We start from the raw sequence: 14,099 nt of genomic DNA, 5'->3' as shown, positions 1-14,099 counted from the left end.
CAGACCATGTACTGCGGGCTGATCACCCGGCTGGTGACCGTGAACATCAGCACCGCGACGAAGGCCGCGTCCGCCACCGTGGCCGACTCGAACCGGGTGGCCGTCAGCCGCCACAGCAGCAGCCAGCCGAAGATCATGCCGGTGAGCAGCAGGGCGGCTGTGGAGACCACCTGCACATACGGGCCGACGAACTCCACCGAGCCGTAGTTGAGCAGCACCTGGCCGTTCCAGCCGTGGTGGCGGGCGATGTGGAAGACCAGCGAACCCAGCGACTCCACCTCGGTGCCGCGGTCGCGCTGGAAGGTGAGGAAGGCGAACGGGCCGGGCATCGCCACCGCGAACAGCGCGGCCACCGCGGCGACCGTGCCCACCGCCCAGGCCCACACCCCGCGCTTGCGGACGGCGACCAGGAGCAGCACCGGCCACACCTTCAGCATCGCCCCGAAGCCCACCAACGCGCCCATCACGCGCGGGTGCCGGGTGCCGGCCAGCACCGCGGCGACCGCGACGGCGGTGACCATCACGTCGTAGCGGGAGTAGACGGTCGGGCCGAGCAGCGGTACGCCCACCACCCACACCCAGGCACCGCGCAGTGACTTGCCTGGGCGCAGGCCCGCGTACAGGAGCAGGGCGAAGGCGGCCAGGTCGGCGACGAAGGCGAGCACGAAGAACGCGTGCGTGTAGCCGAGGAAGGGCAGCAGCGCGGGCGAGAGGATCGGCAGCGCGGCGGCCGGCGGGTACTGCCAGGTCACGTCGTCCAGCGGGAAGGTGCCGGTGCGCAGCACGTCGTACCAGCCCTGGTAGATGACGGACACGTCGCTGGTGACGTCCGGGCCGGGGAAGACGTAGACCTTGAACACGAAGAGGAGCAGCAACAGCCTGGTCAGGGCCCAGATCCCCAGCAGCCCCGCCAGGGACCGCCTCGCGCCCGCACTGTTCACCTGAGCCCCTGTCCATCCGCTTCGCCCGTGCCCGGCCTTGAGGGGGCCATGATGCCTTGCCGGACTGTGCGCGGGCCATCGGCGGGGGCGCGACGCGTCCGGAGGGCGGAGGTCCGTCCGCTGTGAGCGGGCCCGGTAGGGTCGGCCGCGATGCACAAGACCCTGATCGTGACCAACGACTTCCCGCCCCGCCCCGGCGGCATCCAGGCGTTTCTGCACAACATGGCGCTCCGGCTGGACCCTGAGCGGGTCGTCGTCTATGCCTCCACCTGGAAGCGGACGCGCGAGGGCGTCGAGGCGACCGCCGCCTTCGACGCCGAGCAGCCCTTCACCGTCGTGCGGGACCGTACGACGATGCTGCTGCCGACGCCGGGGGCGACCCGGCGGGCGGTCGGGCTGCTGCGGGAACACGGCTGTACGTCGGTGTGGTTCGGGGCGGCGGCGCCGCTCGGGCTGATGGCGCCGGCGCTGCGCAAGGCCGGTGCCGAGCGGCTCGTGGCCACCACGCACGGGCACGAGGCCGGGTGGGCGCAGCTGCCCGCGGCGCGTCAACTGCTGCGCCGGATCGGGGAGTCGACGGACACGATCACCTTCCTCGGCGAGTACACGCGCTCGCGCATCGCGACCGCGCTGACCCCCGAGGCCGTCGCGCGGATGGTCCAACTCCCGCCGGGCGTCGACGAGAAGACCTTCCATCCCGGTTCGGGCGGCGCCGAGGTGCGGGCCCGGCTCGGGCTGACCGAGCGGCCGGTGGTCGTGTGCGTCTCGCGGCTCGTGCCGCGCAAGGGGCAGGACACGCTGATCCGCGCCCTGCCGCGGATCCTGGCCGCCGAACCGGACGCCGTGCTGCTGATCGTCGGCGGCGGCCCGTACGAGAAGGACCTGCGCACCCTGGCGCGCGAGACCGGCGTCGCCGACTCGGTGCGCTTCACGGGCGCGGTGCCCTGGTCCGAACTGCCCGCCCACTACGGCGCCGGTGACGTCTTCGCCATGCCCTGCCGGACCCGGCGCGGCGGCCTCGACGTCGAGGGGCTCGGCATCGTCTACCTGGAGGCGTCGGCGACGGGACTGCCGGTCGTGGCGGGCGACTCGGGCGGAGCGCCGGACGCGGTGCTCGACGGCGAGACCGGCTGGGTGGTGCGGGGCGACTCCGTCGAGGAGGCGGCCGAACGGATCGTCGCGCTGTTGGGGGACGCGGAGTTGCGGCGGCGGATGGGGGAGCGGGGGCGTCAGTGGGTCGAGGAGAAGTGGCGGTGGGATCTCCTCGCCGAGAGGCTGAAGACGCTCCTCTAGACGGATGCGGCGCGGGTCCTCGCCGAGGACACCGCGCCATGACACACCGTCAAGAGGCTTACTACTTCTGGTAGATGGCCTCGATCTCGTCCGCGTAGTCCTTCGCGACCACATTGCGCTTGAGCTTCAGGGACGGCGTCAGATGGCCCGACTCCTCCGAGAACTGGGAGGAGAGAATGCGGAACTTGCGCACCGATTCCGCCTTCGACACCGCGGCGTTCCCGTCGTCGACCGCGTCCTGGATCGCGGCGATCAGATCCGGGTCGTCTCGCAGCGACGCCGCGGTGGAACCCGCCGGCTTCCCGTGCTCGGCCGCCCAGCGGTCCAGGAACTCGTCGTCGATCGTGATCAGCGCGCCCACGAAGGGCCGCCCGTCGCCGACCACCATGCACTCCGCGACCAGCGCGTGCGCGCGGATGCGGTCCTCGATCACGGCCGGCGCGACGTTCTTGCCGCCCGCGGTGACGATGATCTCCTTCTTGCGGCCGGTGATCCTCAGGTAGCCGTCCTCGTCGAGCGTGCCGATGTCGCCGGTGTGGAACCAGCCGTCGGTCAGCGCCTCCGCGGTCGCGCCCGGGTTGTTCCAGTACCCCGAGAACAGGTGCTCGCCGTGCAGCAGCACCTCGCCGTCGTCCGCGATCCTGATCACCGAGCCGGGCAGCGGCTGGCCGACCGTGCCGATCTTCGTACGGTCCCAGGGGTTGAAGGCGGTGGCCGCGCAGGACTCGGTCAGGCCGTAGCCCTCCAGGACCGTGAAGCCGATGCCGCGGAAGAAGTGCCCGAGCCGCTCGCCCAGCGGGGCGCCGCCGGAGATGGCGTACTCGCCCCGGCCGCCGAGCACCGCGCGCAGCTTGCTGTAGACCAGCTTGTCGAAGGTCTTGTGCTTGATCTTCAGACCGAGCGACGGGCCCGACGGCGTGTCCAGCGCCTTGCTGTACGCGATCGCGGTGTCCGCCGCCTTGTCGAAGATCTTGCCCTTGCCGTCCGCCTGCGCCTTGGCGCGGGCCGAGTTGTAGACCTTCTCGAAGACCCGCGGGACGCCCAGGATCAGCGTCGGGCGGAACGAGGCGAGCTCGTCGGTGAGGTTCTTGATGTCCGGGACGTTGCCCAGCTTGATCGGCGCCATCATCGGCGCGATCTGCACCAGCCGGCCGAAGACGTGCGCCAGCGGCAGGAAGAGCAGGACGGAACACTCGCCCGTGCGGAACAGCGGACGCAGCCGCTCCACGATGTTCCCGCACTCGGCGAAGAAGCTGCGGTGGGTCAGCACACAGCCCTTGGGGCGGCCGGTGGTGCCCGAGGTGTAGACGATGGTCGCCGGGTCGTCGGCCTTCGCCAGCGAGCCGCGCTCCTCGACGGTCGCGTCGCTGACGTCCTTGCCGAGCCGCCCCAGCTCCTCGATCGCGCCGGCCTCGATCTGCCAGACCTGCTTGAGGGCGGGCAGCCGGTCGCGGACCGACTCCACGGCGGCCGTGTGGCCGTCCAGCTCCACGACACAGGCGGTCGCGCCCGAGTCGGACAGGATCCACTCCACCTGCTCCGGCGAACTGGTCTCGTACACCGGCACGGTGACCGCGCCCGCGCTCCAGATCGCGAAGTCCAGCAGCGTCCACTCGTAGCGGGTGCGGGACATCAGGCCGACCCGGTCGCCCGGCTGCACGCCCGAGGCGATGAGCCCCTTGGCGGCCGCGTGCACCTCGGCCGCGAAGGCCGTCGCCGACACGTCCTGCCAGACGCCGCCGACCTTGCGGGCGATCACCGCGACATCGGGATGCTGCGCGGCGTTTCTCCGGACGATGTCGGTGAGATTGCCGTCCGCAGGGACCTCGTACAAAGCCGGAAGGCTGAACTCGCGCAAGACTGCTGCTCCTCATAGGGCGCCGGCGCCACGACGTTGTGCGATGCGACGGTGCGGTCCAAGACTGGACTGCCCGGACGTTACCCGTCGGTATGGCTGCTGCGACAGGGGGTCGGGGGGAGATGTTCGCCGTGTCACACAGATTGGTGTTCCAGTCCGTACGGTAGTCCACCCGCAAACTGACTGGCCAGTAACCGCAAGGCCCGTCGCCACTGTTCACGTACACCGCACACGCTTACCCTTGATCGTCATGGCACCCACACCAGCCGGTAACAGCAGGACACGCGTTCATGTGGTCAGTGACGTGCACGGCAACACCCGTGACCTGGCCAGAGCCGGCGAGGGCGCCGACGCCCTGATCTGTCTGGGCGACCTCATCCTCTTCCTCGACTACGCCGACCACTCGCGCGGCATCTTCCCCGATCTGTTCGGCGTGGAGAACGCCGACCGTCTCGTCGAGCTGCGCACCGCCCGCCGCTTCGAGGAGGCCCGTGACCTCGGCGCCCAGCTGTGGAGCGGCATCGGCACGGACCGGCGGACGGCGATCGAGAAAGCCGTGCGCAAGCAGTACGCCGAGATGTTCGCCGCGTTCCCCACACCGACGTACGCCACCTACGGCAATGTCGACATGCCGCCGTTGTGGGCGGAGTACGCCGGACCCGGCACCACCGTGCTCGACGGCGAGCGGGTCGAGATCGGCGGCCGGACCTTCGGCTTCATCGGGGGCGGCCTGCGCACCCCCATGAGCACGCCGTACGAGATCAGCGACGAGGAGTACGCGGCGAAGATCGAGGCCGTGGGCGAGGTCGACGTGCTGTGCACGCACATCCCGCCGGAGGTCCCGGAGCTGGTCTACGACACCGTCGCGCGCCGTTTCGAGCGCGGCAGCCGGGCGCTGCTGGACGCGATCCGGCGTACCCGGCCCCGGTATTCGCTGTTCGGCCATGTTCACCAGCCGTTGGTGCGGCGGATGCGCGTCGGGGCGACCGAATGCGTGAACGTCGGCCACTTCGCCGGGACCGGGAAGCCCTGGGTACTGGAGTGGTGAGAGACCGCAGGTAGGGGGTGAAGTCGGGCGGTCGGCCGCACGGTAGCCTTCACGCTGCACGCACAGCCGCATGACGACGCCCTGCCGGTCCGCATCTGGAGGAGCCACAGCGATGGCGGAACACACCAGTTCGAGCATCACGATCGAGGCGGCACCGGCCGAGGTCATGGAGGTGATCGCCGACTTCGCCCGCTATCCGGACTGGACCGGTGAGGTGAAGGAGGCGGAGGTCCTCGCGACGGACGGTCAGGGGCGGGCCGAGCAGGTGCGGCTCGTCATGGACGCCGGTGCCATCAAGGACGACCAGACGCTGGCGTACACGTGGACCGGGGCGAACGAGGTGTCCTGGACGCTGGTCAAGTCCCAGATGCTGCGGTCGCTGGACGGGTCGTACATCTTGAAGGCGGCGGGTGACGGTTCGACGCAGGTCACGTACCTGCTGACGGTGGACGTCAAGATCCCGATGCTGGGGATGATCAAGCGCAAGGCCGAGAAGGTCATCATCGACCGGGCGCTGGCCGGATTGAAGAAGCGCGTGGAGGCCGGGGGAGACGTAGCGGTGGAGCCGGGGGAGAAGTAGGGGTCTCGCCGCGGGGCCCGCCGGCCGGTCTCGGTTACCGTTCACCATCATGCGTACCCTCCTGATCACCGGCCCTGGCGGCAGCGGTCGTACCACTGTGGCCGCCGCTACCGCGCTCCACGCAGCCCGCGAGGGAACCCGCACTCTGGTGCTCAGTGCCGATCCCTCCGACACCCTCGGTGCGGTCCTCGGCGTCGCCACCGGCCCCGCGCCGAAGGAAGTCGCTCCGAACCTCACCGCCTGGCGTCCCGATGCCACCGCCCGTTTTCGGGACGACCTCGGTGCCTTCCAGGAGCGTGCTGCGAACGTTCTCGATCTGCTCGGGGCCTCTCGGCTTGAGGCCGAGGAGGTCACGCCGCTTCCCGGGGCCGAGGAACTCACCCTGCTGCGCGCCCTGCGGGATGCCGCGCTCGCCGAGGCGCACGATCTGCTGGTCGTCGATCTTCCGGCCGCCCCGCAGGCCCTCGCGCTGCTCGCCCTGCCGGAGGAACTGCGGCGCTATCTGCGGCGGTTGCTGCCGGCCGAGCGCCAGGCGGCCCGTGCGCTGAGGCCCGTGCTGGGGCGGCTGGCCGGGGTGCCGATGCCCTCGGAGTGGCTGTACGAGACCGCCGGGCGCTGGGACCTGGAGCTGGGCGCCGTCGAGGCCGTGCTCGCCGACCGGGACACCGTCGTACGGGTGGTCGCGGAACCGGGTCCGGCTGGGGCGGATGCCGTACGCGACACCGTGCTCGCCCTCGCGCTGCGCGGGCTGCGGCCCGATGTGCTGGTCGCCAACCGGGTGCTGCCCGAGGCGGTCGCGGACGCGTTGCCCGGTCTGGTTGTCCAGCAGCGCAAGGTGCTGGAGGAGTGGCAGGAGTCGTACGAGGTACGGGCGGTCCGGCAGCTGGGGCACGACCCGCGGGGTGCGGACGATCTCGTCGCGCTCGGCGTTCCCGGGGCCGGCGACACCGTCTCCGCCGTCGAGTGGCCCGTCGAGGACCGGCTCGCCGACGACGGTGTGCTCGTCTGGCATCTGCCGCTGCCGGGCGCGATACGCGACGAACTCGACCTCATCCGGCGCGGTGACGAACTCGTCGTCGCCGCGGGGAGTTTCCGGCGGATCGTGCCGCTGCCGTCGGCCCTGCGCAGGTGCACGGTCGACGGGGCCTCGCTGCGGGAGGGGGAGCTGCGCATCCGGTTCGCGCCGGACCGCAATCTGTGGCCGGAGAGGCCGTGAACGACTTACGCCCGTTCGGGTAACGTCGTAGAGACGAACCGTAGTCAGGAGTCCGTCATGAGCGAAGAGCTCCCTCCGTCCCAGGCCGGTACGGAGGACGCCGTGGACGAGGTGAGGGCCACCGACGCCGACGCGTGGGCGACCGCGTGCGCCGAGGACCTCGCCGCGGAGAAGGCCCGCCGCCGCGTCCAGTACGGCCAGCCGCCGGTGTCGGCGGCGGAGGAACTGCGCAAGCTCGTCGACGCCGTCGGCGACAAGCTGTCGTCGCTCAATTCGCCGTTGCTCGGCGCGGTCGCCGGGCCGGCCGCCCAGCAGGTGGTGAAGCAGGTCGTCCAGCAGGCGAAGGCCGCGGTCGAGCCGGTCCTCGAACGCAACCCGGACGTCTTCGACCACCTCGCCGCCGCGGGCAACGAACTCCTCGCCGCCTACCGCTCCGCGGTCCAGGCCCAGGAACAGCGCTGGACGACCCGTACGACCGACCTCCACAAGGATCTTGACGAGCGTGGCGACGGACCTCACGAGGAACGAGGCGAAGACGGGGACGGTACCGGCCCCGGCCAGCGCATCGACCTAGACTGATTGCCCCCTCGGGTACGGTGGCCCATAGCGGGGCTCGACCGAAACTGAGGGATTCATGGGACTCACCATCGGCGTCGATATCGGCGGCACGAAGATCGCGGCCGGCGTGGTCGATGAGGAAGGCAACATCCTCTCGACGCACAAGGTGCCGACCCCGAGTACGCCCGAGGGCATCGTGGACGCCATCGCCTCCGCGGTGGAGGGCGCCCGGGCCGGGCACGAGATCGTCGGCGTGGGTATCGGTGCGGCCGGTTACGTGAACAGGCAGCGCTCCACGGTCTACTTCGCGCCGAACATCGACTGGCGCCAGGAGCCGTTGAAGGAGAAGGTCGAGGGCCGCGTCGGCCTTCCCGTCGTGGTCGAGAACGACGCCAACGCGGCCGCGTGGGGCGAGTACAAGTTCGGTGCCGGCAAGGGCCACCGCAACGTCATCTGCATCACGCTGGGCACCGGCCTCGGCGGCGGCATCATCATCGGCAACAAGCTGCGCCGCGGACACTTCGGCGTGGCCGCCGAGTTCGGCCACATCCGGATGGTGCCGGACGGCCTGCTGTGCGGCTGCGGCTCGCAGGGCTGCTGGGAGCAGTACGCCTCCGGCCGCGCCCTCGTCAGATACGCCAAGCAGCGCGCCAACGCCACCCCCGAGAACGCCGAGATCCTGCTCGGCCTCGGTGACGGCAACCCGGACAGCATCGAGGGCAAGCACATCTCCATGGCCGCCCGGCAGGGCGACCCGGTCGCCGTCGACTCCTACCGTGAGCTGGCCCGCTGGGCCGGCGCCGGTCTCGCCGACCTCGCCTCGCTCTTCGACCCCTCCGCCTTCATCGTCGGCGGCGGCCTCTCCGACGAGGGTGAGCTCGTCCTCGACCCGATCCGCAAGTCGTACAAGCGCTGGCTGGTGGGCGGCAACTGGCGCCCGGTCGCCGACGTGATCGCGGCCCAGCTCGGCAACAAGGCGGGCCTCGTCGGTGCCGCGGACCTCGCCCGGGAGCCCGACCCGATCATGTGACGCCGGTCCGGTGACATCGCTGTCCGCACGGCCGCGCCCGCCGAGCCCGTACCCCGGGACGGCGGGCTTCGTCGTATGTTGGCGACCATGGCGATTTCGACCCCGCTGCTGCCCAACTCCCGGACCGAGCCGGACGGTTCCGCCGTCATCCGGGTCCTCAGCTACAACATCCGCTCGATGCGCGACGACACCGCGGCGCTGGCCCGTGTGATCAGCGCCTGCGCCCCCGACCTGGTGCTGGTCCAGGAGGCCCCCCGCTTCTTCCGCTGGCGCAAGAAGCTGGCCCGGCTCGCGGCCGCCTCCGGGCAGGTGGTCCTCACCGGCGGGGGCACCGCGGCGGGACCGGCGATCCTGTGCAACCTCCGCGCCACCGTCGAGCGCACCGAGGACGTCCTGCTGCCGCTCACCCCCGGCCAGCACCGGCGCGGGTTCGCCACCGCGGTCGTCCGGTTCGGCGGCGCGCGGCTTGGCGTGCTGAGCTGTCACCTCTCCCTGCAGAAGGACGAGCGGCACGAGCAGAGCGGCATGCTCCTGGACCGCCTCGCCGGCCTCGGCACGGACCACGCGATCGCGGGCGGCGACATAAACGAACGTCCCGGTGGACCTGCCTTCCAGCGGCTGACCGAGGGGCTTCAGGACTGCCGGACCACCGTCCCGTGGGGCGGCGAGTACACGTTCAACCCCGTCACGCCCTTCCAGCGCATCGACGCGATCTTCGCGACGAAGGGGGTCGAGGTACTGGGTTGTGGCGTCCCGCTGGGCCAACCGGGGGTGACGGAGACAGACCTGAGGGCGGCCACGGACCATCTGCCGGTCCTGGCCGCCCTCCGGATCCCCGCGAGCTAGCTGTCTTCAGAACGTCGGTGGATCCAGGGAGCTACACGACCGCTCCGCGCCCCGGATCCCCCTCGTCCTCGTCGTCCGTCTTCATCCGCATCACCAGCGTGGCGAACCCGCCGAGGAAGCCGCCGATGCCGACCGTGGTCAGCCACCAGGTCATCTCCCAGCCGAGCAGGACCGCGAGCAGGAGGAGCAGCGGGCCGCCGATCACGCCGAGCCAGGCGAACTTGGCGGTCACGTCGGCGGCGGGCAGGGGCGGCGGCTCCGGCGGGACGAAGTGGCCCTCGTCGTCCTCGTCGAAGTCCGACTCGGCCGGCTCGGGCGCCGGGTAGTCGCGCGGGCCGACGCCGGGGGCGAAGGAGACGGAGCCGCCGAGGGGCTCCGCCGGCTTCTTCTTCTCCTCCTCCTTCGGCTTGGAAGAGGGCTCGGCCGAGGGCGCGTCGTTGGTCTCCGGCTCCAACAGGGCCAGATCCTCGATGGACTTGAAGGGTTTGGCACCCGGCGGGTCCGGGGGCTCTTCGCCGTACCCCTCGACGATCGCCGCCCACGCGGCCGCCTCGTCGAACGGGACGCCCTGCTCTTCGGGTTCGCGGTCCTCGCGATCCGAGTCGTGCTCAGCCACCTGCGGCCGTCCCTTCCTTGCCGACACTGGGTGCGAGCCGGCCGATGAACGCGAGGCTCTCCTCGAAGATCCGGTCCGCGTCGTGGTCCAACGTCGCGACGTGGTAGCTCTGTTCCAGCAGGATCTCCGTCACGTCCCGGGAGGAGACGCGGCCGAGGATCCGGGCCGAGTCGGCCGGCGGCACCACATGGTCCTGCGGGCTGCGCAGCAGCAACAGCGGCTGGGTGACCTGGGGCAGCTCGCGGTCGACCTGCCGGAACAGGTTCCGCAGGGCGTACGCCGCGTGCAGGGGCACCCGGTCGTAGCCCAGCTCCTCGCTGCCCTCCTTGGCGATGTCGCTGGCGATGCCCTTCGTCGACGGCACGAGATGGCGGACCACCGGAAGGGCGTGGGCCGCGGCGCCGTGCATCTTGTTCGCCGGGTTGACGACGATCACTCCGCTGACCGCGTCCCCGTGCTTGGCCGCGAGGCGCAGGGCGAGGGTGCCGCCCATCGAGAGGCCGGCCACGAACACCTCGGCGCAGCGCTCGCGCAGGGCCCGCAGCTCGCGGTCCACCTCCGCGTACCAGTCCTGCCAGCCGGTGAGCTGCATGTCCTCCCAGCGGGTGCCGTGGCCGGGCAGCAGCGGCAGCGAGACCGTGAGTCCGTGCGCGGCGAGATGCTGGGCCCAGGGGCGCAGCGACTGGGGGGAACCGGTGAAACCGTGGCAGAGGAGGACCCCTGCCTCTCCGCCCTCGTGGCGGTACGGCTCGGCTCCAGGAAGGACCGGCACCTTCGGTCTCCTGTTCATGAGAGTGGCGGTTCATGGGAGTGGCGGTTCATCGAAGTCACGTGAAGTCCAGGTGATTCACCGTACGCGACCGCACTGACACCGACCAGGGTCGTCGGCTCCTTTGGCGGCAGGCCGCGTTAAGGTCTGATCTACAGACACAGGAGGCAGTCGGTTGTTGTACGGCACGATGAAGGTCGCCATCGGGGGGCCGCTGAAGGTCGCCTTCAGACCCTGGGTCGAAGGCCTGGAGAACATTCCGGCCGAGGGCCCCGCGATCCTGGCGAGCAACCACCTGTCCTTCTCCGACTCCTTCTTCCTGCCCGCGGTCCTGGACCGCAAGGTGACCTTCATCGCGAAGGCCGAGTACTTCACCACCCCCGGTATCAAGGGCCGCCTGACGGCCGCCTTCTTCAAGGGGGTGGGCCAGCTCCCGGTGGACCGCTCAGGGGCGCGCGGCGCGGGTGAGGCGGCGATCCAGAGCGGTCTGGACGTCCTGGCGCGCGGTGAGCTGTTCGGGATCTATCCGGAGGGCACGCGCTCGCCCGACGGCCGCCTCTACCGGGGCAAGCCGGGCGGCCTCGCGCGCGTGGCGCTCGCCTCCGGCGCGCCGGTGATCCCGGTCGCGATGATCGACACCGAGAAGATCCAGCCGCCGGGCAAGGTGATGCCCAAGCTGATGCGCCCGGGCATCCGCATCGGCAAGCCCCTCGACTTCAGCCGCTACCAGGGCATGGAACACGACCGCTTCGTCCTGCGCGCCGTGACCGACGAGGTCATGTACGAGATCATGAAGCTCTCCGGCCAGGAGTACGTCGACATCTACGCGACCGCCGCCAAGCGCCAGCTCGCGGAGGCGACGAAGGCGGTCAAGGAAGCGGAGAAGTCGGCGAAGGCTGCGCAGGCTCAGGCGGAGAAACAGAGGACGGCGGCGGCCCAGCTTGAGGCGGACGCGGCGACAGCGGGCGAGCCCGACACGGACGGGTCCGTAGCGGGTACGGCGCATGCGGGTACGGCGGCAGTGGGCGCAACGGCAGCGGACGAGGCCGAGGCGGCCAAGCCCGCGGCGGACACCGCGCAAGCGGGCGAGTCGGCAGCCGATGTTGCGGCGGTCGGCCCCGCGCCTGCGGACGCGGTCGCAGCCGCAGCGGGCAAGCCGTCGGCAGACACGCCGGCACCGGCCTCGCACGAGCCGCCCGCAGAAACACCCGCCCCGCACGAGCCGTCGGCAGACGAACCGGTCGTGGACTCGACCGGAGTCGATCGGGAGAAGTCCGGGTCCTAGGGCGTCGGGACACGGCAGGCTGGGGGCGCGCGGACGGTCGCGCAACGGCGTGTTGGAGTGTGTGGAGGGGGACGGGGTCATGGCCAGGCGTGAGCAAGTGATGAGGATGTCGGTCGAGCAGCCGCTGTGGCGTGCGCTGACCGCCTACCGGGTGCTCACGATGCTGTACGCGGTCGGCCTGTTCGCCACCGCCTACGACGAGTACGACCGGCCCGGGATCGCCATCGTCTATTTCGTCGTCCTGTTCGTGTGGACCCTCGCCACCTTGCCCCGCGTCCAGAACGCGGTCGCCTGCACCAAGCGCTTCCTCGCCGTCGACCTCTCCATCGCGCTCATCGGCATCCTGCTCACCCCGCTCGTCGCCGACGACCACCACGTCAGCAGCGGTGGTCCCACCCTGCCGTCGATATGGACCGCCGGCTCGGTGCTCGCGTTCGCCATCAAGGGCGGGTGGCGCTGGGCCGCCTTCGCCTCCACGCCCGTCGCCGCCGCCAACCTGATCGAGCGCGGCTCCCCGGCCCGCGACACCGTCCACAACGTGATCCTCGTCTGGGTCGCCTCCATCGCCATCGGCTACGTCGTCGAGGTGGCCCGCGCCTCCGAGCGCACCCTCGCCCGCGCCCTGGAGATCGAGGCCGCCACCCGGGAGCGGGAGCGGCTGGCCCGGGACATCCACGACGGTGTGCTTCAGGTGCTGGCCATGGTGCAGCGGCGCAGTCTGAGCCTGGGCGGCGAGGCGGCCGAGCTGGGCCGGTTGGCCGGCGAGCAGGAGGTCGCCCTGCGCATGCTGGTCTCCGGCGGCCTCGTACCCGTATCGCATGCTTCGGAGGACGCGGCGCAGGGAGCGGTCGTGCGGGCCGTCGAGGCGCCCGAGGAGGAGGACGACGGGCCCGTCGATCTGCGGACCCTGCTCGCGCCCTACGCCGCCGCCAAGGTCGGCTTCGCCGAGCCCGGCGCGCCGGTGCCGCTGCCCGCGCCCGCCGCCCGGGAGCTGGCCGCCGCCGTCGGGGCCGCCCTCGACAACGTCCACCGGCACGCCGGCGAGGACGCGCGCGCGTGGATCCTGGTCGAGGACGAACCCGACGAGGTCGTGGTGACCGTACGGGACGACGGACCCGGCATCCCCGAGGGACGGCTCGCCCAGGCCGAGGGCGAGGGCCGGATGGGGGTCGCCCTGTCGATCCGGGGCCGGCTGCGCGAACTCGGCGGCAGCGCCGAACTGATCTCCGTGCCCGGCCAGGGCACGGAGGTCGAGCTGAAGGTGCCCAAGAATCGGAAGACGGACCGCACGAAGGACGGGAAGGCGGAGCGGCGATGAGTGAGCAGGGCCCGATCAGGGTCATGGTGGTCGACGACCACCCGATGTGGCGCGACGCCGTCGCCCGCGACCTGGCCGCGTCCGGCTTCGAGGTGGTCGCCACCGCGGGCGACGGCGACCAGGCCGTACGCCGTGCCAAGGCCGTCGGCCCCGACGTCCTCGTCCTCGACCTCAACCTGCCGCTCAAGCCCGGCGTCCAGGTCTGCAAGGAACTCGTCGGCCACAACCCCGCCCTGCGCGTCCTCGTCCTGTCCGCGAGCGGCGAGCACGCCGACGTCCTGGAGGCAGTGAAGTCCGGCGCGACCGGCTACCTCCTCAAGTCCGCGTCGACCGAGGAACTGCTGGACGCGGTGCGCCGCACAGCCGTCGGCGACCCGGTGTTCACGCCGGGCCTGGCCGGACTGGTCCTCGGCGAGTACCGCCGCCTCGCCTCCGACCCGGCGCCCGCCGCCGGCAGCGACGAGCCCAAGGCCCCGCAGCTCACCGACCGCGAGACCGAGGTGCTCCGCCTGGTCGCCAAGGGCCTGAGCTACAAGCAGATCGCCGAACGCCTGGTCATCTCCCACCGCACGGTCCAGAACCACGTACAGAACACCCTCGGCAAGCTCCAGTTGCACAACCGGGTCGAGCTGGTCCGGTACGCCATCGAGCGCGGTCTGGACGACGAGTAGCCGCACGCGCACGCCGCGAAGCGGTCGAACAGACCGGCGCTTCAGTGGAATTGACCTTCCCACCCATCCC

13 protein-coding genes and 1 pseudogene are annotated in these 14,099 nt (G+C 71.2%); 10 read left to right on the top strand and 4 right to left on the bottom strand.

The features are described 5' to 3' along the window. On the bottom strand, positions 1 to 941 hold a 941-nt coding region (locus ACWDR3_RS36880; protein ID WP_450356934.1), incomplete at its 3' end, for a glycosyltransferase 87 family protein. 150 nt (positions 942 to 1,091) lie between these two features. On the opposite strand from ACWDR3_RS36880, the gene ACWDR3_RS36875 reads away from it, so the two are divergent. After that, positions 1,092 to 2,234, top strand: a complete 1,143-nt coding sequence (locus ACWDR3_RS36875) for a glycosyltransferase family 4 protein (RefSeq protein WP_450356933.1) — start codon at positions 1,092 to 1,094, stop codon at positions 2,232 to 2,234. Positions 2,235 to 2,295: 61 nt separating this feature from the next. Here ACWDR3_RS36875 and ACWDR3_RS36870 read toward each other — a convergent pair whose 3' ends face one another. Beyond that, on the bottom strand, positions 2,296 to 4,092 hold the full coding sequence (locus ACWDR3_RS36870; protein ID WP_450356932.1) for an AMP-dependent synthetase/ligase: 1,797 nt from the start codon (positions 4,090 to 4,092) through the stop codon (positions 2,296 to 2,298). 250 nt (positions 4,093 to 4,342) lie between these two features. Here ACWDR3_RS36870 and ACWDR3_RS36865 point away from each other — a divergent pair, with 250 nt between their 5' ends. The 6 genes from ACWDR3_RS36865 (at position 4,343) to ACWDR3_RS36840 (ending at position 9,370) form a co-directional block, all read left to right on the top strand. Then, the gene (locus tag ACWDR3_RS36865; RefSeq protein ID WP_450356931.1) at positions 4,343 to 5,140 is read left to right on the top strand and encodes a metallophosphoesterase family protein; all 798 of its coding nucleotides are present in this window, start codon (positions 4,343 to 4,345) and stop codon (positions 5,138 to 5,140) included. A gap of 112 nt (positions 5,141 to 5,252) precedes the next feature. Further along, positions 5,253 to 5,720 (top strand): SRPBCC family protein, encoded by a 468-nt coding sequence (locus ACWDR3_RS36860; protein WP_450356930.1) that lies wholly within the window; start codon positions 5,253 to 5,255, stop codon positions 5,718 to 5,720. Between the two features lie 49 nt (positions 5,721 to 5,769). After that, positions 5,770 to 6,936 carry an ArsA family ATPase gene (locus ACWDR3_RS36855; protein WP_450356929.1) on the top strand — a complete coding sequence of 389 codons (1,167 nt, stop codon included), beginning with the start codon at positions 5,770 to 5,772 and terminating at the stop codon, positions 6,934 to 6,936. A 57-nt stretch (positions 6,937 to 6,993) separates the two neighbouring features. Next, complete coding sequence (locus ACWDR3_RS36850; protein WP_450356928.1) at positions 6,994 to 7,515, top strand: DUF5304 domain-containing protein; 522 nt, start codon at positions 6,994 to 6,996, stop codon at positions 7,513 to 7,515. Between the two features lie 55 nt (positions 7,516 to 7,570). After that, positions 7,571 to 8,524 (top strand): ROK family glucokinase, encoded by a 954-nt coding sequence (locus tag ACWDR3_RS36845; RefSeq protein ID WP_124004228.1) that lies wholly within the window; start codon positions 7,571 to 7,573, stop codon positions 8,522 to 8,524. 87 nt (positions 8,525 to 8,611) lie between these two features. Next, positions 8,612 to 9,370 carry an endonuclease/exonuclease/phosphatase family protein gene (locus tag ACWDR3_RS36840; protein ID WP_450356927.1) on the top strand — a complete coding sequence of 253 codons (759 nt, stop codon included), beginning with the start codon at positions 8,612 to 8,614 and terminating at the stop codon, positions 9,368 to 9,370. Positions 9,371 to 9,401: 31 nt separating this feature from the next. On the opposite strand, the gene ACWDR3_RS36835 is transcribed toward ACWDR3_RS36840, so the two are convergent. After that, a complete protein-coding gene (locus ACWDR3_RS36835; RefSeq protein ID WP_450356926.1) occupies positions 9,402 to 9,986 on the bottom strand; it encodes a hypothetical protein in 585 nt (194 codons plus the stop codon). Beyond that, positions 9,979 to 10,758, bottom strand: coding sequence for an alpha/beta hydrolase (locus ACWDR3_RS36830; RefSeq protein ID WP_450356925.1), 780 nt, complete (start codon positions 10,756 to 10,758; stop codon positions 9,979 to 9,981). Before ACWDR3_RS36830 ends, ACWDR3_RS36835 begins: the two co-directional genes overlap by 8 nt. 187 nt (positions 10,759 to 10,945) lie before the next feature. On the opposite strand from ACWDR3_RS36830, the pseudogene ACWDR3_RS36825 reads away from it, so the two are divergent. From ACWDR3_RS36825 to ACWDR3_RS36815, 3 genes and pseudogenes are all read left to right on the top strand, one after another. Continuing rightward, positions 10,946 to 11,686, top strand: a pseudogene (locus tag ACWDR3_RS36825) (lysophospholipid acyltransferase family protein); the annotation flags it as partial. A 433-nt stretch (positions 11,687 to 12,119) separates the two neighbouring features. Beyond that, positions 12,120 to 13,358 (top strand): MacS family sensor histidine kinase, encoded by a 1,239-nt coding sequence (gene macS, locus ACWDR3_RS36820; RefSeq protein ID WP_450356924.1) that lies wholly within the window; start codon positions 12,120 to 12,122, stop codon positions 13,356 to 13,358. Continuing rightward, on the top strand, positions 13,355 to 14,029 hold the full coding sequence (locus ACWDR3_RS36815; protein WP_124004233.1) for a response regulator: 675 nt from the start codon (positions 13,355 to 13,357) through the stop codon (positions 14,027 to 14,029). The genes macS and ACWDR3_RS36815 overlap by 4 nt, the downstream gene beginning before the upstream one ends. Positions 14,030 to 14,099: the final 70 nt, after the last annotated feature.

Source organism: Streptomyces sp. NPDC001002 (genome assembly GCF_053599215.1).
The sequence above is the reverse complement of the archived record's forward strand: the minus strand, read 5'-3'. Positions and strand labels throughout refer to the sequence as shown.